At 38.5% G+C, this 18,159-nt stretch carries 24 protein-coding genes; 16 read left to right on the plus strand and 8 right to left on the minus strand.

Translation table 11 applies throughout. From position 1 onward, the window contains the following. Nucleotides 1-6: 6 nt before the first annotated feature. From ctaF to LC091_RS06065, 3 genes are all read left to right on the plus strand, one after another. Complete coding sequence (gene ctaF, locus LC091_RS06055) at nt 7-339, plus strand: cytochrome c oxidase subunit IVB (RefSeq protein ID WP_223493216.1); 333 nt, start codon at nt 7-9, stop codon at nt 337-339. Between the two features lie 576 nt (nt 340-915). Next, the gene (gene ctaG, locus LC091_RS06060) at nt 916-1,824 is read left to right on the plus strand and encodes a cytochrome c oxidase assembly factor CtaG (RefSeq protein ID WP_226681095.1); all 909 of its coding nucleotides are present in this window, start codon (nt 916-918) and stop codon (nt 1,822-1,824) included. Nucleotides 1,825-1,964: 140 nt separating this feature from the next. After that, nucleotides 1,965-2,432 carry a DUF420 domain-containing protein gene (locus tag LC091_RS06065; protein ID WP_226681097.1) on the plus strand — a complete coding sequence of 156 codons (468 nt, stop codon included), beginning with the start codon at nt 1,965-1,967 and terminating at the stop codon, nt 2,430-2,432. Nucleotides 2,433-2,479: 47 nt separating this feature from the next. On the opposite strand, the gene ytvI is transcribed toward LC091_RS06065, so the two are convergent. Further along, nucleotides 2,480-3,538, minus strand: coding sequence for a sporulation integral membrane protein YtvI (gene ytvI, locus LC091_RS06070; RefSeq protein WP_226681098.1), 1,059 nt, complete (start codon nt 3,536-3,538; stop codon nt 2,480-2,482). Nucleotides 3,539-3,699: 161 nt separating this feature from the next. On the opposite strand from ytvI, the gene LC091_RS06075 reads away from it, so the two are divergent. Further along, nucleotides 3,700-4,044 carry an Asp23/Gls24 family envelope stress response protein gene (locus LC091_RS06075; RefSeq protein ID WP_226681099.1) on the plus strand — a complete coding sequence of 115 codons (345 nt, stop codon included), beginning with the start codon at nt 3,700-3,702 and terminating at the stop codon, nt 4,042-4,044. Between the two features lie 64 nt (nt 4,045-4,108). Here the strand turns inward: LC091_RS06075 and LC091_RS06080 are convergent, their stop codons facing one another. Continuing rightward, on the minus strand, nt 4,109-4,465 hold the full coding sequence (locus tag LC091_RS06080) for a YugN family protein (protein ID WP_226681101.1): 357 nt from the start codon (nt 4,463-4,465) through the stop codon (nt 4,109-4,111). A gap of 239 nt (nt 4,466-4,704) precedes the next feature. On the opposite strand from LC091_RS06080, the gene LC091_RS06085 reads away from it, so the two are divergent. Together LC091_RS06085 and LC091_RS06090 are read left to right on the plus strand one after the other, a co-directional pair. After that, complete coding sequence (locus LC091_RS06085; RefSeq protein WP_226681102.1) at nt 4,705-5,118, plus strand: CBS domain-containing protein; 414 nt, start codon at nt 4,705-4,707, stop codon at nt 5,116-5,118. Between the two features lie 573 nt (nt 5,119-5,691). Next, nucleotides 5,692-6,753 carry a CAP domain-containing protein gene (locus LC091_RS06090; protein WP_226681104.1) on the plus strand — a complete coding sequence of 354 codons (1,062 nt, stop codon included), beginning with the start codon at nt 5,692-5,694 and terminating at the stop codon, nt 6,751-6,753. A 24-nt stretch (nt 6,754-6,777) separates the two neighbouring features. Here the strand turns inward: LC091_RS06090 and LC091_RS06095 are convergent, their stop codons facing one another. Further along, a complete protein-coding gene (locus LC091_RS06095) occupies nt 6,778-7,149 on the minus strand; it encodes a hypothetical protein (RefSeq protein ID WP_226681105.1) in 372 nt (123 codons plus the stop codon). 14 nt (nt 7,150-7,163) lie between these two features. Continuing rightward, complete coding sequence (locus tag LC091_RS06100) at nt 7,164-7,649, minus strand: PaaI family thioesterase (RefSeq protein WP_226681107.1); 486 nt, start codon at nt 7,647-7,649, stop codon at nt 7,164-7,166. Between the two features lie 136 nt (nt 7,650-7,785). Here LC091_RS06100 and ylbD point away from each other — a divergent pair, with 136 nt between their 5' ends. The 4 genes from ylbD (at nt 7,786) to LC091_RS06120 (ending at nt 9,499) form a co-directional block, all read left to right on the plus strand. Continuing rightward, nucleotides 7,786-8,187: a YlbD family protein gene (gene ylbD / locus LC091_RS06105; protein WP_226681109.1), complete on the plus strand. Its 402-nt coding sequence runs from the start codon at nt 7,786-7,788 to the stop codon at nt 8,185-8,187. A gap of 15 nt (nt 8,188-8,202) precedes the next feature. Continuing rightward, nucleotides 8,203-8,442: a YlbE-like family protein gene (locus LC091_RS06110; RefSeq protein ID WP_088018023.1), complete on the plus strand. Its 240-nt coding sequence runs from the start codon at nt 8,203-8,205 to the stop codon at nt 8,440-8,442. Between the two features lie 125 nt (nt 8,443-8,567). Then, the gene (locus tag LC091_RS06115) at nt 8,568-8,981 is read left to right on the plus strand and encodes a hypothetical protein (RefSeq protein WP_226681111.1); all 414 of its coding nucleotides are present in this window, start codon (nt 8,568-8,570) and stop codon (nt 8,979-8,981) included. A gap of 68 nt (nt 8,982-9,049) precedes the next feature. Beyond that, nucleotides 9,050-9,499, plus strand: coding sequence for a YlbF family regulator (locus LC091_RS06120; RefSeq protein ID WP_226681329.1), 450 nt, complete (start codon nt 9,050-9,052; stop codon nt 9,497-9,499). A 418-nt stretch (nt 9,500-9,917) separates the two neighbouring features. Here LC091_RS06120 and LC091_RS06125 read toward each other — a convergent pair whose 3' ends face one another. Then, nucleotides 9,918-10,250, minus strand: a complete 333-nt coding sequence (locus LC091_RS06125) for a hypothetical protein (protein WP_226681113.1) — start codon at nt 10,248-10,250, stop codon at nt 9,918-9,920. Nucleotides 10,251-10,382: 132 nt separating this feature from the next. Between LC091_RS06125 and LC091_RS06130 the strand changes: the two genes are divergently transcribed. Beyond that, the gene (locus LC091_RS06130; RefSeq protein ID WP_010193017.1) at nt 10,383-10,658 is read left to right on the plus strand and encodes a YlbG family protein; all 276 of its coding nucleotides are present in this window, start codon (nt 10,383-10,385) and stop codon (nt 10,656-10,658) included. An 84-nt stretch (nt 10,659-10,742) separates the two neighbouring features. On the opposite strand, the gene LC091_RS06135 is transcribed toward LC091_RS06130, so the two are convergent. Further along, complete coding sequence (locus tag LC091_RS06135) at nt 10,743-11,132, minus strand: DUF7147 family protein (protein WP_226681115.1); 390 nt, start codon at nt 11,130-11,132, stop codon at nt 10,743-10,745. 94 nt (nt 11,133-11,226) lie between these two features. Between LC091_RS06135 and LC091_RS06140 the strand changes: the two genes are divergently transcribed. The 3 genes from LC091_RS06140 (at nt 11,227) to coaD (ending at nt 13,092) form a co-directional block, all read left to right on the plus strand. Then, the gene (locus LC091_RS06140; protein WP_226681116.1) at nt 11,227-11,544 is read left to right on the plus strand and encodes a hypothetical protein; all 318 of its coding nucleotides are present in this window, start codon (nt 11,227-11,229) and stop codon (nt 11,542-11,544) included. A 485-nt stretch (nt 11,545-12,029) separates the two neighbouring features. After that, the gene (rsmD, locus tag LC091_RS06145; RefSeq protein WP_226681330.1) at nt 12,030-12,602 is read left to right on the plus strand and encodes a 16S rRNA (guanine(966)-N(2))-methyltransferase RsmD; all 573 of its coding nucleotides are present in this window, start codon (nt 12,030-12,032) and stop codon (nt 12,600-12,602) included. 1 nt (nt 12,603) lies between these two features. Continuing rightward, complete coding sequence (coaD, locus tag LC091_RS06150; RefSeq protein WP_226681118.1) at nt 12,604-13,092, plus strand: pantetheine-phosphate adenylyltransferase; 489 nt, start codon at nt 12,604-12,606, stop codon at nt 13,090-13,092. A gap of 59 nt (nt 13,093-13,151) precedes the next feature. Here the strand turns inward: coaD and ylbJ are convergent, their stop codons facing one another. After that, nucleotides 13,152-14,408: a sporulation integral membrane protein YlbJ gene (ylbJ, locus tag LC091_RS06155; RefSeq protein WP_404819669.1), complete on the minus strand. Its 1,257-nt coding sequence runs from the start codon at nt 14,406-14,408 to the stop codon at nt 13,152-13,154. A 327-nt stretch (nt 14,409-14,735) separates the two neighbouring features. Between ylbJ and LC091_RS06160 the strand changes: the two genes are divergently transcribed. Together LC091_RS06160 and LC091_RS06165 are read left to right on the plus strand one after the other, a co-directional pair. Then, on the plus strand, nt 14,736-15,533 hold the full coding sequence (locus LC091_RS06160) for a patatin-like phospholipase family protein (protein ID WP_010193026.1): 798 nt from the start codon (nt 14,736-14,738) through the stop codon (nt 15,531-15,533). Next, nucleotides 15,523-16,548, plus strand: a complete 1,026-nt coding sequence (locus LC091_RS06165) for a SepM family pheromone-processing serine protease (protein WP_226681122.1) — start codon at nt 15,523-15,525, stop codon at nt 16,546-16,548. The genes LC091_RS06160 and LC091_RS06165 overlap by 11 nt, the downstream gene beginning before the upstream one ends. 306 nt (nt 16,549-16,854) lie before the next feature. On the opposite strand, the gene LC091_RS06170 is transcribed toward LC091_RS06165, so the two are convergent. Next, complete coding sequence (locus LC091_RS06170) at nt 16,855-18,099, minus strand: nucleotidyltransferase (RefSeq protein ID WP_226681124.1); 1,245 nt, start codon at nt 18,097-18,099, stop codon at nt 16,855-16,857. Nucleotides 18,100-18,159: the final 60 nt, after the last annotated feature.

Genomic DNA, 18,159 nt, shown 5'->3' on the forward strand with positions numbered 1-18,159 from the left:
TGACTGATGGCAAATACTCAATCAAATACAGGTAACCCAAAAGTAGACTTAGAATTCCGTCGCAAAAAGAATAAGGAAGAAATGAAATACCAGGTTGTTTCCTTCGTATTGATGATTTTCCTTACTCTACTTGCATTCCTTGCAGTAGGAGCAGAGATGTCCAAGTACTTTATCGTACCTTTCATCATCTTGCTTGCTATTGTACAATGTATCTTCCAACTATACTATTTCATGCACATGAACCATAAAGGTCATGAAACTCCAGCTTTATTCTTATATTCTGGATTGGCAGTTGGATTAATTACAATCTTGGCATTTACTACTATCATCTGGTGGTAAAAACCAAACAAAAAGGCAGCCCATAGAGGCTGTCTTTTTTGTTTGATAAGAATTTGTAATACTGTTGATTTCCGTTTCAGGCGCTTCGCTTGCCTGCGGGCGGTCCGGGAGCCTCCTCACTTCGTTGCGGGGTCTCCCCTGTCCCTTCCTCCCGCGGGCGTCTACGCGCCTTCCACTACAATCAACAAGGTTACTTCGTTCACTTTGGTTTTAAAAACCTTCCAATTGAGTATAAAGAAAAGTCATAACATAGATTTACGTAATTCTTAGCTGTGGATTGAAGCAAATGGCGGAGACTCCAGCGGGGGAGTAACGGTAGCTTGAGACCCCTGAAGCGTTGTGAGGAGGCTCAAGCACCGTCCCGCGGAAAGCGAGGCCATTTGCGGAATGGAACAGCGGGGACTGACCAACCACAAAAAGTTAATATAAGAGGAACATTGTCTAATTCATGACACTTTCTGTTAATCAGGGGTATCCTTTTTGTATCACATTGAACGAGCTTGGTCTTGTATAGTATAATGTGGTTATGCAAAGTGAGACTTATTAGAGTCTCGATAAAATTGAGGTGACAGCATAATGATCGGCAACTTGGACATGTTTGGATTTCAAGCTTTATGGAGTCCGTTTTTATTAATTTTCACTATTCTTACCATAACATTATATTTTTATATAACTGGAAAAGGGAGACACCGTTTCAAGGACTCTGAAGAGATATCAAATAAACAAAGAGTTCTATTCCTTATCAGTATGATACTGTTTTATCTTGTAAAAGGATCTCCAGTTGATTTGTTATCTCATTTGATGTTAAGTGCGCATATGACGCAAATGGCGATACTATACTTGGTTATTCCACCTATTTTACTGATGGGTATGCCTGCTTGGGTTCTTAGAAAAATCATAAATCTACCGGTTGTAAAGCCGGTGTTCCGTTTCTTCTCAAAACCACTTATTGCATTATTCGTTTTTAACGTTTTATTCTCTCTTTACCATATTCCAGTCGTATTTGATACGATAAAGGTTGATATGGTATATCATACAACTTATACATCTGTTATGTTTCTAGGTGCGTTTATCATGTGGTGGCCGCTTGTTAATCCACTTCCTGAAGAACAACGTTTATCAGGAATCAAGAAGATTGGTTATATTATGGCAGATGGAATGTTATTAACACCTGCTTGTGCTTTGATTATATTCGCAGATCAACCTTTATACACTACGTATTCTGAGTTAACTGCATGGATGGCAGCACTTGCTTTATGTGTACCAGCCGGAACCTTAAGCGGCCTGGATCTTGGTGGACCAGAGATGTTCAATGCTTTGCCGTTGATAGAAGATCAACAGCTCGGCGGAGTTATTATGAAAATTATCCAAGAAATTATGTATGGCAGTATTCTAGCCTATGTATTCTTTGGCTGGGCGAAACGCGAACGAGAAAAAGACGAAATTGACCTAAACAAAGCCATGCAACCAAAAGTGGTAGAGTAAAGGATAACAGCAACACTATATTGTTGCTGTTTTTCTATGTAGCATTATTTACAATATAATGAACGTTTGATAAACATGTTGATTGAACGTGAAATGTTTTTTAAAATAAAGATGGAAAAGAAGTACGAGAGGAGAACAAGATGGATCACTCAATTCCAATTATGCCTACAATAAGTACGTTTTTTATTGTACTGAGCGCAATATTTGTCGCGATAGGCTGGTACTTAATTAGTAAACGTAAACTTGAAGCACATAAAAAAGCCATGTTTTTTGCAGCTATCTTCGCTATTATTTTCTTTGTCATCTATGCATCAAGAACTATTTTTGTTGGCAATACCAGCTTCGGAGGGCCTGATGACATAAAAGTGTATTATACGATCTTTTTATTATTCCATATCACTCTTGCTACAGTTGGGGCTGTTATGGGAATCATCAACCTATGGACAGGCTACAAGAATAAGCTCGAAAAGCATAGAAAACTTGGCCCAATCACAAGTATCATCTGGTTTTCAACCGCTATTACTGGCGTTGCAGTCTATTTGCTTTTATATGTAATTTATCAAGGCGGCGAAACTACTTCTGTTTTTAAAGCAATATTAGGTCTATAATAAACAAAAAGGTGGTTGGACAATTGTCCAATCACCTTTTTTACTTGTTATATTTTGAAGTTCATTTTAATAATACCTGCTTCACGTGCAGAGTTAAATGCAATCAATAATAAAGGCCCTACGATAAAACCTAAGATACCAAGTAGTTTTAACCCTAAATACATGGCAATCAAAGTAGCCAGTGGAGAAAGTCCAATATGACTACCCATTACTTTTGGTTCCACAGTCCTTCTAATGACTAGAAGAACGATAGCCAATATGGACAATTGTGTTCCAAGTCCTATATCACCTGTAATAAAATGAAAAATTGCCCATGGTCCCAAGATGACAATGGAACCAATAATAGGGATAAAATCAATTACCCAGATAATGAAAGCCATTAATAATGCCACTTCTGGTGCGATAAATAACAAACCAACCAAGCTTGCGAAAAATATAATGATGCTAACTAGGAATTGTGCTTTAAAGAAACCGAATATGACATAAGATAATCTTGAGCTCATAAATTTGACCTTGGCTGCCGTTTCTTCTTTCAAGTGTGAATATAGACCAGCTTTTAGGCGTGGCATGTCAATTAAAAATAAGAATAGGGCAATCAGGTAGACAAGGAAACTCACCAAATAATTTGGGATGTTTGTGAAGATATTCTTTACATTTTGTATATTAAACAGGTCCGTTAGATAAATTCTCAGATCATAAAGAAATTTGTCTACTTGCAAACTGATTTCAGTAACAAACTCTGGGGGAAGATCCTCAGAAGCATTATTTAGATCTGATTGGAAATCACGCCATACCCTATTGACTTCATTTATGTAAGAAGGGGCATTTTCGACCAAATTGATGCCTTCTGTTATCACTTTCGTTGTTAGGAAGTATCCTCCTACCCCGATACTTGTCAGGAATAAAAGAAAAACAATGAAAACAGAAAGATTTCGTTTCAGCTTTGCTCTCGCTTGTAAAAGCCTAACCAGAGGTTCCAGAAACAAAGCAGTAATCAAAGCAATGATAATGGGAATTGATACGGGCAATATAAAAAATGCAATTATTGCAATAACAGCAATAATGATTAGTATAAAAAGTGTTCGAATACTAAACAGCGTTGACAATGGATGTCTCCTTTCTAATACCATACTCCTATATTAATTATAGTATGGATTTTATTGAAATAACAGTATGTAAGAAAATAAATATGTAATCCTTTAAACAAGCACAGCTTTATCAAAACGGAATAAAATAATAAAACCCCTCAGGTGAAAAGGAGGTATACATGATGTTGGTACTGAAGAAAGGACAGGAAGAGATGAGTAATATGCTCCTACAAACGGTTATAGCCATCTGCATTTCTGATATTGGTGATATTAAACTTCTTCCACCACGGTCAGTGGGAAAATTGTATTCCATTTTAAATAGAGACGAAATAAATCGTGCATTAATCCATTATAATGAGGAAAAAAACCTTTACATCGACCTTTTTGTTGCCATCGTGTACAACAAATGTATTCCGCAAAAATGCAAGGAACTTCAACAATTGATTAAGAAAGAAATTGAAATTATTACCGGACAAACGGTATCAGCGGTTCATGTTTACGTGGATGCGATATGGATTAAGTAAAATGTCAAAAGAAAAAGGTGAAGCTAGGCCTAAATGCCAGCGATTCACCTTCTAGAATGTTGTATTATTTGATTGCATCCATACGTTCTTTAGCTTGTTTTAATAAAGATGTCGATGTGGATACGATATTTGATGGGAATGTTTCTCCTTCTCCATACTCCACACCATGTGGATAATAATGCTTACCTAAAAGCGGAGTCATTAAGTTAATGACAGCATGAGATCCACCAATGTCACCTTCTACAGCATAACCTTGTACACGAAGGTAGAAAATGCCTTCTTTTGTTTCAAATTTACGGTCATAGGTTACTCGCTCATAGTCCCACTGACCAGCAAGGTCAAAACCTAAATCCTCCATAATGTCTGTCAAACGTGTTAAATCTACTCTTTCATTTTCAAAACCTGTATTTTCAATTTTCATGTATGTACACTCCTTTTTCTATCTCTGTGAAACCAAATAAAGTATGCTCCCTGTTTATAATAGTACGAAAGCGGACAACTTTCAATAAAAGGTTCTCAATCTAGCCATAGTCCAGTTAAGTTTTTTGGAAAAATTCATGATTTTGTAGAAAATGGTGAACCTAAAGATGTAGAAGATGATACCTTTATCCTCTTCAAAATAGTTGACTGCTATGTATGAAAAATAACGGAGGTAGAAATATGCAAACTGTAAGAGATGTTATGACAACGAATGTAGACTACTGCACGCCATTGGACAATGTTTTTGAAGTGGCAACTAAGATGAAGGATCTAGATGTAGGAGCTATTCCTATTGTGGAAAACGGGGAGCTTTTAGGAATGATTACCGACAGAGATTTAGTTGTTAGAGGGATCGCAGAAAAACATCCAGGATCTAATCCAGTTACGAATGTAATGAGTGATCACTTAATAACTATTGGTCCAGATACTTCTGTAGCAGAGGCTTCCCATGTTATGGCAGAACATCAAATACGAAGGTTGCCTGTAGTAGAAAACGGACATCTTGTTGGAATAGTATCCTTGGGTGACTTGGCAGTGAGAGATTACTCAGATGACCAAGCAGGAGATGCGCTAAGTGATATTTCAGAAAAATAATCTAGTTTGTATAGATTAGAAAATATAATAGCAAGTTGATCTCCGCTCCAGGCGCTTCGCTTGCCTGCGGGCGGTCCGGAAGCCTCCTCAGGCTTCGCCTTCCGAGGTCTCACCTGTCCCTTCCTCCCGCGGGCGTCTACGCGCCTTCCACTCCAATCAACAAGGTAATTTCACTTACCAAAAGATTAAAGAAAGGTATCTTAACGAATTAGTTGGGTTAGGATAAACGACTATTTAACTTAATTTCTAGCTGTGTATTGGAGCAAATGACGTAGACTCCTGCGGGGGGTAACGGTTGATTGAGACCCCGCAACGAAGTGAGGAGGCTCAAACACCGTCCCGCGGAAAGCGAAGTCATTTGCGAAAAGAAACAGCGGAGGTAAACCAATAACCAAATTTCTCAAGTTGACCGGGTGATTTTTGAACGGTCTTTTTAAATGTGAAAACAAAAGTATTCATTCTTCTTTTATAGGGTATAGATAGAATAAATCTACCAATGTCTACTAAAACATAAAAAAGTGAATGAAAGTGAATCTAGTAAATATAATGATAGAAAAGGGAGGGAAAAGAGAAATGAGGGGTTTATTCTTCTTGCTATTTATTGCATTTTGTTTATATTTATTTGTAAATGTTGAACCACATGAATTGGAACAGCTCATTAAAGATGAGCCACTAACGGGCCAAATTGCTCCAGAGAAAAGAAAATCAGAGGAAAAAGCTTTCGTGCAATCTGAAATACAAATGAATGAAGAGATTGACGGATTAGCTTCTTTCATGGGGCAAGAATCACAAATCTTACTGGACAAGTTAGGGGAACCAGCGAGAAAGGATTTGTCATCCTATGATTACGAGTGGTGGGTTTATAATGAGAACCTAGAAAATTACATGCAATTTGGAGTAAGTGAGGGAAAAGTCGTCACTATCTTTAGCACAGGCAGTGAAAGTAATAACGAACTGTTTAAAGTTGGTCAGTCTTACGAAGATTTGAATAATAAATACAAGTTTAGTGATAATATTACAGTTTCCCATCAAGAAGGCTCTTATCGTTTTCAGTTAAAGCAAGAAGAGTTAGAAACAAGACCCCTAATGAAAGTGAAAGATTTTTATGTGCAGTTATATTTCGATGATTTTGAACAAACACTTTCAAGTATACGTTATATGGATAGCTCCACACTGATCAAGCAACGCCCATATGAACTTGTTTATAGAGGTCCTTTAGTGGAACCAAAGGAACTGAGTGAGGAAGAATGGGCAAAGGTTGAAGAAGGGGATGCAAAACAGATCATCGATTTTACCAATATTATTAGACATCGCTTTAAACTCTCACCAGTAGAATGGGACGAAGATACAGCAGAAGTTGCATACTTACATAGTAAGGATATGAGGGAGGAAGACTATTTTTCCCATACTTCCCCATCAAAAGGAACTTTGACGGATAGATTAACGTTAGGGGAGGTTCCATTTCGTTTAGCTGGTGAAAATATCGCGGCAAAATATGTAGACGGAGTGGATGCGGTTGAAGGCTGGTTAAATAGTGAAGGGCACAGGAATACGCTACTAAATCCAAGATTCACCCACCTTGGTGTAGGTGTGAAAGAAAAATATTACACACAGAATTTTATTGAAACCTGGTAGAAAAGCAAAAAGACAGTCATAGACTTAATGGCTGTCTTTTTTTTTTATTAAATTTATTTCTCCTGCTAGAAATAGTTCTCCGTCCCATCTTCCAACAAACTGCAATATGTCACCGTTACTATAGGAAGGAGGGTGACTTGAAGGAGTAAGTGGCTGCTTATACACTACAGTTGTTATTCCAGTTTGATTTTGTATGCGATAAGTGGTTTCTAGAATATACATTTGGTGATAAAACCGCTTTTTTTCTGTATGTAAGGACAATATAGTTCCTTCCACTCTAGCTTCAGACGGTACCATTGAAACGTTCTTCCAAATTTCTTTCTGTTTTTTTGCCTCTTTTATAGTAATCCAATAAAAATAACCAATCAGAATAGGAATAACAATGGCAGTAACCATTTCATCTTTCCTTTCTAGATTCTTTTAGGAATTACAAAGAAACTGCCTGTAGCATGGGCAATCAGTACACCGTCACTACGAAATACTTTGCCTTCCATAACCAATAATTTCGACCCTTTATGAACCACAGAAGCCACACAGGTAAAATGATCGCCTACGCCTTTTGCAACGTAGTTTACTTTCATTTCAGTTGTAACTGCTGCCTTGTCATCAGGAATCAATTTGAAAGCAAGCGTTCCCATCGCAGAGTCCAGCAATGTGGCTGTTAACCCTCCATGTAAAATATCTAAGGAGTTCTGTAGCAATTCAGTATTTGGTATGGTCATGGTTAATGTGTCCGGCTCTTGAAATTCACTGTTGATTTCCATAAGTGCACCAATATGTGTGCCGTTTGAACCATTTCTTTTACGTTCTAGGCTTTTTAAATATAAGGCAGCGACCTGTTCTTCCTCCTCAGTAGCGTCTGTTAAAAAGTCATTCCACTGTTGCTTGATATCCATCACTCTGTCCTTCTTTCTCGAAAAGTCTATCTACATCTTAACAAGGGAGGGGAAGGAAGAAAAGAAAAATAGGCGAACGCTTTTACTTTTTTCAAATAAAATAAACTAGGCATATTAAGGAGAGAGGGGTGAGAGAATGGCAACTAATCAAAAACATCCTAGTATTGAAAAGTTTAAAGACTTTGTCAAAAGACATCCAAAGCTTTCTCAAGAAGTTAAAAGCAAGAAAAAGACGTGGCAGGAACTATTTGAGGAATGGTACTTGTTAGGAGAAGAGGACGAGAGTTGGAAAAGTTTCCGTGATGAGGAGACACAAGAAAGTACAACAGAAAAAACAACCAAATCCACAGATGTTATTCCTCAACTGCTGCAATCTATAAAGAAGATGGATATGAACCAGATGCAATACCACCTGACAAATGTCAATTCTGCTATTGGGAATATTCAGCAGTTAATTTCACAGTTCATTCCTAATTCAACAAAAGGCAGTTCCCCGACGCAGGGTGTTAAAAATCCTTTTTCGTTTCGAAAAGACTAGGAATGGATGAGACATATGAGAAAAGACGTCTATGAATATATCCAAAAAAAGAAAACGTTAAAAAGCTACTTAAGAGAACAACCAATTTGGTATCGAACTTTGACTAGAAACCCAGAAAAGCTAAACGATTTTGAGCTATCCTCCATGCACTATTATAAGCAAACTATCCCCCACAAAGTGGAGAAATTTCAAAACTCTGTCCAAATGGCTTCCATGATGGTTCATATGTTTCAGACAATGAAGAATATGGATTGAACTCCACACCAAGCGTACCGCTCTTTTAGCGGGCGTTTTTTTTTCTTATTCGAATAGAATATATACTACTTTCTCACACTATAGAAAAAGCTATGAGAGAAAGGAGCAAAAAAATGAAGAATTCAATGATGATAATAATATGCCTCTTTACACTCGCGCTTGGAGGGTGTAAAGAAGATCAGCAAAAGCCTGAAAGTGAAGGTGCATCAGGAGTAGAGGTGATGGAGGTACTATCCACAAATACAATGTCTGATAATAAAGACATCTCCATGACCATCCATCATTCAGTGAAAGGACAGGATATCTTTTTAGAGTGTATCATCACACCTGATTTTGAATTTAAAGAGAACAGAGAGATAAAAAAACAAGGGGAAGGCCAGGTTGTCGTGTACTTAGATAATAAAAAATGGGGCAACTTTGCTAAAGGTGCATTTGTTTTAAAAGACGTACCAACAGGTAAACATAGCTTGACGATCAAATTGCTACATAATGACTTGACCGAATATGGGATCGAACAGACTATCCAAATAGATATTTAATCACCCCCTTATGGTATTATACATCTCTAGAAAAACATGGTATGATGGAATTGGAGGTGTATTCGATGATGATTGCTACTTTTGAGCATGTTCAAATGGTTGAAAAAGCGGAAGAATTAGCGAAAATGATCTGGCAGTCCGAACTTGCTGAAGATTATCATCGCTGTTTATATAATCTACAACATGACGAAGAAGCACAGGATCTTATCCGTGCATTCGATTCTATAAAAGAAAGATATGAGGAAGTTCAACGATTCGGGAAATATCACCCCGATTATCGCAAAGTTACCCTCGAAACTCGTGAGTTGAAACGTAAAGTGGATCTTCACGAAACCATTCACGCTTTTAAACAAGCTGAAGATGCCATACAAAAAACACTGGATGAGATAAGTGTTATGATAGGGCAGGCGGTATCAACCAACGTTAAGGTACCAACAGGTAACCCATTCTTTGATTCCATGTCAAGCTGCGGCGGCGGTTGCGGCTCAGGCGGCGGCTGTGGATGTAAAGCAAGCTAAACCAAAAAAAGAAGTTGCAAAAACTGCAGCTTCTTTTTTTGAATAAGAAAGTTTTTATAATGCGGTTGATTTCCATTCCAGGCGCTTCGCTTGCCTGCGGGCGGTCCCTGAGCCTCCTCACAACGCTTCAGGGGTCTCACCTGTCCCTTCCTCCCGCGGGCGTCTTCGCGCCTTCCACTCCAATCAACCAAGTTTTTTTGATTTCACCTAAGGGATTTAATAAGCCTCCAACCTGGTTAAGCACTAACTTTTCGTACCCATATTATGTAGCTGTTGATTGGAGCAAAAGGCGAAGACTCCTGAGGGAGATAGCGGTAGCTTGAGCCCCCGCAGGCGAAGCCGAGGGGCTCAAGCACTACTCCTAGGAAAGCGAAGCCATTTGCGGAAATCAACAGCGGAGCATATCTAAGAACCAAATTTATTTAACTCTTAACCGAATACAATCATCACAAAGGTTGCCACAACAGAACATCTTTTCCTGAGGAACATAGAAGCGATGTCTGTAAACAAAAAGATTCTCATCCCTTCGCACAAAATGCGTTTCCACCGTTACTTTCTTTTTATGCATTGCTACCTTTGAACAAACTCCAATAAAAGATCTGCCTTTTTCTTCCCAACCGGAAATATGATCAGGATCAACCTCTACATAAAGAAAAGGAATACCGGTCACATGTTTTCTGAAACAGCAAATGACAATTTCATTTTTATCTAGTTCTACTAAAAAAACATCCCAAATCTGTTCCAGTTCCATGGAAAACGCCCTCTCTTTTCATTTTAAAAATTGAATATTCCCTATTGGTGTGTTTAAAGTATGTCATAATATTTCCATTCATGCTAAACTATAATAAAAACGTGGATCAATATTCTTAAAGGGGTAAATTATATGCTATCACAAAGACAAGGCATTGTAGTGTGGCTCCATTCATTAAAGCAAGCCAAATTATTGAGGCGCTATGGAAATGTCATCTATATATCTAAAAAATTGAAATATGTCCTGTTCTACTGTAACAGTGAGGATACGGAAGTATTAGTGGAAAAGCTAAACAGGCAATCTTATGTCAAAAAGGTGGAAGTTTCACATAAGCCTTCGATAAAGACTCATTATGAAAACTCTAGGCCGGACAAAGCAAAAGAATATGACTATAAGATGGGCTTATAAAAAATGCAGTACAAACTTAAGTAATTAGGTTTGGTACTGCTTTTTTTTATAACCAAAGATGTCCGACACTGATATGTTTCATGATTACCTTAAAGCGGGAATATAATGATTTAAGCGAAGTATTCCGATTAAATATTGAAAATAAAGTTCTTTTTCTGCGAAAACTTCAGTAGGTTTTACTTCAAATTGAATGATTTCCTTATCTAATTCTTTTGCCAGCTCCTGAAAAAGATCCGCGCGTTTATTCGGTTGGAATTGGTGATTTGGAATTCCTTCCAAACTGATGTAAAGAGCTTGAAAATCTCCAGGATTTGTTGGTTGCATCACAACAACAAAAGAAGATAATTGCCGTTCATTTTTCACTGTATGGAGCATGATAAGATGTTGCAGTCTATTTTTATTACTTCTTGCCAGCTCCATAAGTTCATATATATCAGAATAGCCTTCTCCGAGTTCTATGAATCGTTGTATCATATTCTTTCTCCTCTCATCGTGCTTTACTCAAACATACTTTATCATGTTCCTTATGAAAATTGAAGAGAATATAATGCTTGAAGGAGGACTGCCGATGCTTTGGTTCACCTTGATTCTAATATCAGGTCTAATCATTTTGTATATTCATGACCATTTTTACGGGAAGAATGTTTCTGCATCCACTAAGGGGCTACCCATTAAAGGGATGCTTGTAACTGGGATTCTTTATTACCTTGTCCAAGAAGGTCTCTTAACCAAGGAAGAAGAAAAACAATTAGAAGAAAGCAGTCTCGAAGAAATAGAAGGTTATGTTTCTGAGAAAGGCATCTTGAACCAAGACGAATGGGGAGAACTTTGTTTATACCAATGTGAGACACATGAGAATGTGTTCGATCTCGACATGCCGACATAAATTACTGGACTAAATTCTGGTATGGAAATGTGCCGGTTTCTAGCTGTTGATTTTAGCCCGAAGACTCCAGCGGGGGAGTAACGGTAGGTTGAGACCCCTGAAACGTATTGAGGGAGGCTCAAGCACCGTCCCGCGGAAAGCGAAGCCATTTGCGGAAATCAACAGCGGTGTCTAATAAGTCAACAAAAAAACCCTGCTCGGATGTCCGGGCAGGGTCCTTCCATCCCTTGAAACTAATCAAGGTTAAGAAGGCAAAGGGAGAGGAGAAACCGGAGGAAGAACTTATGGGGAAACGTAAGTCTTCTCCGCGGTTGGCAACAACATCACACGAAAGGATGTTGTTAACACTAAGTATGAACAAAAAGGTGTAAAGCTATACACAATTGATTAAACTAAAATTGCGGCAGAGAAATACTTTTGAAATTCATGTCGAATATGATAGGATATTGTTGATTAGTAATTTCGAAACAAAGTATGGTGAGAAGATGAGAGTAGTTTCAGGGAAATGGAAAGGTAGACAATTGAAAGCGGTTCCGGGAATGAATACGAGACCAACGACAGATAAAGTAAAAGAGTCCGTGTTTAATATGATCGGTCCATATTTTGACGGAGGTTTGGCACTTGACCTGTTTGGCGGCAGCGGATCTCTCGGCATAGAGGCGTTAAGTCGCGGAGTGGACAAGGTGATTTTTGTCGACAAGGACGGAAAAGCCATTCAGACAATTAAGCAGAATATAGAAACCTTTCAAGTAGGAGAACAGGTTGAAGTTTATCGAAACGATGCAATCAGAGCATTAAACGCTTTAAAAAAACGAGAAATCGAATTTGACTTAATCTTACTAGATCCCCCGTATAAGAAACATAACTTAGAAGAATTAATACATAAAATAAGTGAATTTGAACTTCTGGCACAAAGCGGCCTGATCATGGCAGAACATAGCAATGAAGTGGAACTGCCTGAAATACTAGGTTCATTTCAAAGAACAAGGAAGGAAGTCTATGGGTTGACGGTCATCTCCGTTTACCACCATAGCAGTGGAGAAAAAGGGGGAGAATGACGTGGCAAGTGTAGCAGTTTGTCCGGGAAGTTTTGATCCGGTTACTTTTGGACATCTAGATATCATTAAAAGAGCTTCAAAAGTATTTGATAAGGTGTATGTTTGTGTATTGAATAACTCATCAAAGAAACCTTTATTTACCGTTGATGAGCGGGTTGATATGATCAAGCAGGTGACAAAAGAGTTTGGGAATGTAGAAGTAGAAGAATTCCATGGCTTGCTTATTGACTATGCACACAGCAAAAATGCCAGTTCCATCGTCAGAGGATTGCGTGCTGTTTCTGACTTTGAGTATGAAATGCAAATCACATCCATGAACAGAGTGTTAGATGAAAGTATCGAAACATTGTTTATGATGACCAACAACCAGTACTCTTTTTTAAGCTCAAGCATTGTGAAAGAAGTGGCGAAATATAATGGATCGGTTTCAGAATTGGTTCCGCCGACAGTAGAAGCGGAACTGAAAAAGAAGTTTCATAAAAAAGATTAAAATAAAGCTCTTATGAAAGTTTCATCTAATTTTCATGAGAGCTTTTTTGTTGACCTGATTTAGGCATGTTCATTTTTAACTGCCTTTTTTAACAGAAGCAACAGGTATATCCATAACATTGCAATCGTAAATATAGGACCGTATGTTTGAAACAGCCCAAAAGCGGTTTCCCAAAACCCTTCTGGTAAATAAGGTGAAAAAACGGGCAGGTCTCCGTCAGCTGTTTCAAACCCATTAAATTTTTGATCTAGTGGTTGCCAAAGAATAAATGTGATGACCGCAGCAAATGCACCATGGAGAATACGGGCTAGAAAAAAAGGTTTAAAACGTATATCAGAATCAGCCAGAATGCTTGCAACCTGTGCTTGTACGGAAAAACCACTGAAAGCGAGGAAAAAGCTCGTCACGATAATCTGTTCCATTAAACTGACCCCTGTTACTTCACTTGTCAGTTTTCCGCCAAGTGTAATTTCAAACAGCCCTGATATGAGGGGATAACTAAGATCTTTTGAGATATCGAATATTCCGAGAAATACACTGATAAGGGCTGCTAGAATAGCTGTAACAGAAAATAAAGAAAGCATGCTATTTAACACGGAAAAGAGGATTAAAAATCCTCCGACCATTAATAGTGTCTGTACAGAGGACAATACTGCTTCTCCAAGCAGTTTGCCTATAGGCTTATTGTTTTTTAAGCGTGTTCTGTGCAACTCAGAAAAGGCTCTCCTAATAGAAACTTTTTGAGGAGTTCTAGAAAGGTCTTCTTGACGCTTGGACACATAATAAGGACCATAGAATCTCATAATCAAACCGACACAAATATTCCCTAAATAATGGGCCGCAGCAAGTATTATCCCGACCTTAGGATTGTGGAAAAACCCAACAGCTATAGCACCAAAAATAAATAATGGATTTGATGAATTGGTAAAGGAGACAAGGCGTTCGCCCTCAATCTGAGTAATCTGGTTTTCCTGACGCAGTCTCACTGTTAATTTAGCTCCAGAAGGATATCCAGACGCCATCCCCATAGCCCATACAAATCCACCTACTCCAGGTACCCTGAAAAGTGGACGCATAAATGGCTCTAATATGACGCCGATAAAAGCCACTACTCCAAATCCGATCAGTAGCTCACTGATTATCAAAAATGGCAATAAAGAAGGGAATACTATATCCCACCACATATTAAGTCCTCTTACACTTGCTTGAAAAGAAGCTTGAGGGTTAAGAATAAGGGATAGTGTAAGCAGGGAAATAATAATAGCAAAAAGAACTGTCTTGACTTTCGAATAGTCCAACCGATTAACCCCCTTCATAAGCATAAAAACAAGTAATATATTCACCTATTCAAATAATGAGTGAACTCTCCATTTCTTTTTTGTACAAGAATGATTAGGTTTTTGTTAGAATAATAATAATTACCCTTAGATTGGCAACCAGGTTTGTCCCTTCACCTTACCTTTCAATATACGTAAAAGGGATGGTGGAATAGAACCTAAAATAACCCAAGTCTTCACAGTTTGTTCACCAAGAAAAAGGAATAGCGTATGATAAATTAGAGGAATCAAAGGATAATGGTATAGGACTTGATAATTTGGTTGCTGTAAAGCTTAAGGTGGCTGTACACAGCTTGAGGTGATAACTTGAAGGAACCTATAGTAGGAATTGCATTGGGATCTGGTGGCGCACGCGGTTTTGCCCACCTTGGCGCACTGAAAGTATTGCAAGAAGAGAATATAAGCGTGGATCTTATTGCCGGAAGCAGTATGGGGGCACTTGTAGGAAGCTTCTATGCAATGGGACATGATATGGATCGCCTATATAAAATTGCCACTGCATTCAAACGAAAGTATTACTTGGACTTTACTGTTCCGAAAATGGGATTTGTAAGTGGAAACCGGGTGAAGGAACTTATCCGCATGTTCACTCAAAACAAAAACATTGAGGAATTAGACATCCCCCTTTCCATTGTTACGACAGATTTGGAAAAGGCGGAGAAAGTAGTTTTAACTAGTGGACCTATATCGGATGCTGTGAGGGCCAGTATTTCCATTCCTGGAATTTTTGTACCCGAAAAGGTAAATGGTCGTTTGCTTGTCGATGGTGGAGTTGTAGATCGTGTACCTGCCAGCGTAGCAAAAGAAATGGGTGCGGATATTGTTATAGCAATAGATGTTTCGCAGGTGAAAACAAATGAACCGGTTGATTCGATTTTCGATGTCATTTTGCAAACAATTGATATTATGCAAAATGAGTTGGTCAAACGAAGTGAGACAGAAGCTGATGTTATGATTAGGCCAGCTGTTGCTCACTATAGTTCACGGGCATTTACCAACATTGAGGAAATTATTAGGATTGGTGAAGAAGCGACTAGATTGCAGATCCCCTATATAAAGAAGACGATAGAGGAGTGGAAGGAGAAACAGCAACATGAAAAGTAGATATTTTATGAGGTCCCTTCTTATAGGGATAGTGCTAGCAGTGGTCTTGAATTTTGTGACATTGCCTTATTATGTAACACGTCCAGGGGATGCACAGGAATTAGGACCGCTTGTATCGGTAGAAGGTGGAGATGAGGATAAAGGAAGCTTTATGCTGACCACCGTTAAAATGGGAAAAGCGAACATTTTTACTTATGCTTTTGCAAAAGTAAGTGAATACCAAAATATCTTTCCTATCAACCAGATTCGTGCTGAGGATGAGACAGATGAAGAGTATAACTATCGCCAGTTACATATGATGGAAAGTTCCAAAGAAACGGCTATTAAAATAGCATATGAGAAGGCTGGTAAAGAAGTCGAATTGATTTCCAAGGGCGTCTATGTTTTTAGTGTGAAAAAAGGACTGGCAGCTGAAGGCAAGTTGGATATTGGGGATCGTATCACACATATTGATGGGAAAGAAACAGCGACCGCAGAAGAATTGATGGAAGTGGTCGGGGGGAAATCCATCGGAGACACAATAGAGCTTACTTTTGATCGCGACGAGAAAGAAAAAACAACTTCCATTACATTAGGAGAGCATCCGGAAGATCCAAACCGGGCTGGACTAGGAATCAGTTTATTGACGGATTACGAAATTACGATGGATCCACCTATTACCATTAACTCTGCACAAATTGGAGGGCCATCCGCAGGGTTGATGTTCTCCTTGGAAATATATAACCAGCTTATGGACGAAGACATTTCAAAAGGTTACGAAATCGCAGGCACAGGAGCGATCAATGAAAAAGGAGAAGTCCTTCGTATTGGCGGGATTGCCCAAAAGATTGTTGCCGCCGATAACTCAGGGGTTGATATTTTCTTTGCACCGAATGAAAAAGGTGTGAAAGGCTCCAACTATGAAGAGGCGCTAGTAGCCGCAGAAGATATTAAAACATCCATGAAGATTGTACCTGTAGATACATTTGAAGATGCTATAGAGTATTTGGAGAAATTAGAAACTAAAAGTGAATAAAGGGAAAACGCCTCACCACTAGTGGTGAGGCGTTTTAGTATGAGGAGCAAATTAAGGTTAGGACAAAGTAGTGAATCTTCTTTCGGATTTCGAAATGTCACAATAACAGTCGAAAAAGTCACAATAACAATGAAAAAAGTTACAATCATCCCCTGAAAATTCACAATCCAGATATTTAAGGTGCCCGAGGAAGAATATAAAGCGAAGAATATTTATCAACGTCATGAAAACTATAAAAATATAAACTTTCCCAACAAAAAACTCCCTAGATCATAAATAATCATGAAGGAGTTTTGGTTTTTTTCATCAAATGAACCTATATTCCAGTTCATCGTAACGTATTGGCGGTTTAGAGAACTCTTGTAGCATCCAATCACTCCGTGCAGGCTCTTGAAACTTCATGGCATAGGTATTTGTAGCCCGAATATCCATATCGAGCATCGCATTTTCTACCCCAGATACTTTAGAAAGTATAGGGATATCTGTTTCCTTCTTTATTTGCTTCAAATAAGCCTGTCCACGTTTGGACATACCTAACAAACGAATATACTCACTTTGCATAGAGGCGGAAACTTCCTGCATGGTATTCTTCTTCGTGTTGGTTAGAAGATGTGTACACATCCGTTGCAGCCTCGTCCACGTGTATCTTTTTGTTTTTAACTTGGTCATAAATTCCTGGAAGGAGGAACTTTCTTTCATGGTATGTATTAATCTATGTTCTAATCCTTCCTCGACTTCGTATATCTCTGAAAGCTCTGAGGGTGTGCTGCAGAGAATGCGATACTTAAGGAGAGTGAAATAATCCTCCCATTGATGAAAACTGCCTACATGCTGCTTGTAGTGGCCTAAAAGGTCATAAGTAGGTTTTGGGACAAACCTTTGGACCATCTCAATATTCCCGCTATGTTCAAAAAGGTGTTTTCTAATGCTCGTTGCGCTTGCAATAGGTGAATCATTGAATTCAGGGTCATGATAGCCTGCACCTGTTCGCTCAATAGTACAAGGTTGCATGGAACTTTTTTGATCTTGTATTGCTTTTACATAATGAAACCCAAGAATGTTATTAGGTTTAGTTAAATCCAAAACCTTTTCCTTGTTTTCGGTCAACCTTAAAAAAGCCAACGAAGAAGCTTTCGGAAAGCTGTATCCTTGTGATATAAACTCCTGAACAAACATATCATACGTATTTTTATGTTCGCTCATTAATTGAATCGTACGTTCAAAATCCTGTATATTTCCCTGCTCGCTTCCAAAACAGACATGATCGCATTTTAAACTAGACAAAATTGAGATGGAACCACTAGCAAAAACTTCTGCTTTCTGTGTAGCGAAGGCGTACGGCAGCTCCACTACAATGTCAATGCCGTTAGAAAGCGCCATTTTCGTGCGGGTCCACTTGGAAACAAGTGCAGGTTCTCCCCGTTGAAGAAATTGTCCGCTCATTACAGCAATAACCACATCTGCACCTGTAAGTCTTTTTGATTCGGTCAAATGAAACAAATGCCCATTATGAAAAGGGTTGTACTCCACAATTACACCTAAGGATTTCATTTCACACCCACTCCATCTATATTTCATTCTTCAATTATTTACTTGGATACTTGTTCAAAA

Source organism: Sutcliffiella horikoshii (genome assembly GCF_020524325.1).
Lineage (GTDB): Bacteria > Bacillota > Bacilli > Bacillales > Bacillaceae_I > Sutcliffiella_A > Sutcliffiella_A horikoshii_D.

Excerpts from the sequence above, each read along its gene's own strand:
- LC091_RS06135 (WP_226681115.1), bottom strand. The coding sequence starts at position 11,132 with ATGATACAACGATTCATAGAACTCGGAGAAGGCTATTCTGATATATAT.
- LC091_RS06080 (WP_226681101.1), bottom strand. The coding sequence starts at position 4,465 with ATGAAAATTGAAAATACAGGTTTTGAAAATGAAAGAGTAGATTTAACA.
- LC091_RS06110 (WP_088018023.1), top strand. The coding sequence starts at position 8,203 with ATGAGAAAAGACGTCTATGAATATATCCAAAAAAAGAAAACGTTAAAA.
- LC091_RS06125 (WP_226681113.1), bottom strand. The coding sequence starts at position 10,250 with ATGGAACTGGAACAGATTTGGGATGTTTTTTTAGTAGAACTAGATAAA.
- LC091_RS06140 (WP_226681116.1), top strand. The coding sequence starts at position 11,227 with ATGCTTTGGTTCACCTTGATTCTAATATCAGGTCTAATCATTTTGTAT.
- LC091_RS06130 (WP_010193017.1), top strand. The coding sequence starts at position 10,383 with ATGCTATCACAAAGACAAGGCATTGTAGTGTGGCTCCATTCATTAAAG.
- LC091_RS06170 (WP_226681124.1), bottom strand. The coding sequence starts at position 18,099 with ATGAAATCCTTAGGTGTAATTGTGGAGTACAACCCTTTTCATAATGGG.
- LC091_RS06090 (WP_226681104.1), top strand. The coding sequence starts at position 5,692 with ATGAGGGGTTTATTCTTCTTGCTATTTATTGCATTTTGTTTATATTTA.
- LC091_RS06065 (WP_226681097.1), top strand. The coding sequence starts at position 1,965 with ATGGATCACTCAATTCCAATTATGCCTACAATAAGTACGTTTTTTATT.
- LC091_RS06100 (WP_226681107.1), bottom strand. The coding sequence starts at position 7,649 with ATGGATATCAAGCAACAGTGGAATGACTTTTTAACAGACGCTACTGAG.
- LC091_RS06165 (WP_226681122.1), top strand. The coding sequence starts at position 15,523 with ATGAAAAGTAGATATTTTATGAGGTCCCTTCTTATAGGGATAGTGCTA.
- rsmD (WP_226681330.1), top strand. The coding sequence starts at position 12,030 with ATGAGAGTAGTTTCAGGGAAATGGAAAGGTAGACAATTGAAAGCGGTT.
- ctaG (WP_226681095.1), top strand. The coding sequence starts at position 916 with ATGATCGGCAACTTGGACATGTTTGGATTTCAAGCTTTATGGAGTCCG.
- LC091_RS06115 (WP_226681111.1), top strand. The coding sequence starts at position 8,568 with ATGATGATAATAATATGCCTCTTTACACTCGCGCTTGGAGGGTGTAAA.
- ylbD (WP_226681109.1), top strand. The coding sequence starts at position 7,786 with ATGGCAACTAATCAAAAACATCCTAGTATTGAAAAGTTTAAAGACTTT.
- LC091_RS06075 (WP_226681099.1), top strand. The coding sequence starts at position 3,700 with ATGATGTTGGTACTGAAGAAAGGACAGGAAGAGATGAGTAATATGCTC.
- LC091_RS06095 (WP_226681105.1), bottom strand. The coding sequence starts at position 7,149 with ATGGTTACTGCCATTGTTATTCCTATTCTGATTGGTTATTTTTATTGG.
- LC091_RS06085 (WP_226681102.1), top strand. The coding sequence starts at position 4,705 with ATGCAAACTGTAAGAGATGTTATGACAACGAATGTAGACTACTGCACG.
- ctaF (WP_223493216.1), top strand. The coding sequence starts at position 7 with ATGGCAAATACTCAATCAAATACAGGTAACCCAAAAGTAGACTTAGAA.
- ylbJ (WP_404819669.1), bottom strand. The coding sequence starts at position 14,408 with ATGAAGGGGGTTAATCGGTTGGACTATTCGAAAGTCAAGACAGTTCTT.
- LC091_RS06120 (WP_226681329.1), top strand. The coding sequence starts at position 9,050 with ATGATTGCTACTTTTGAGCATGTTCAAATGGTTGAAAAAGCGGAAGAA.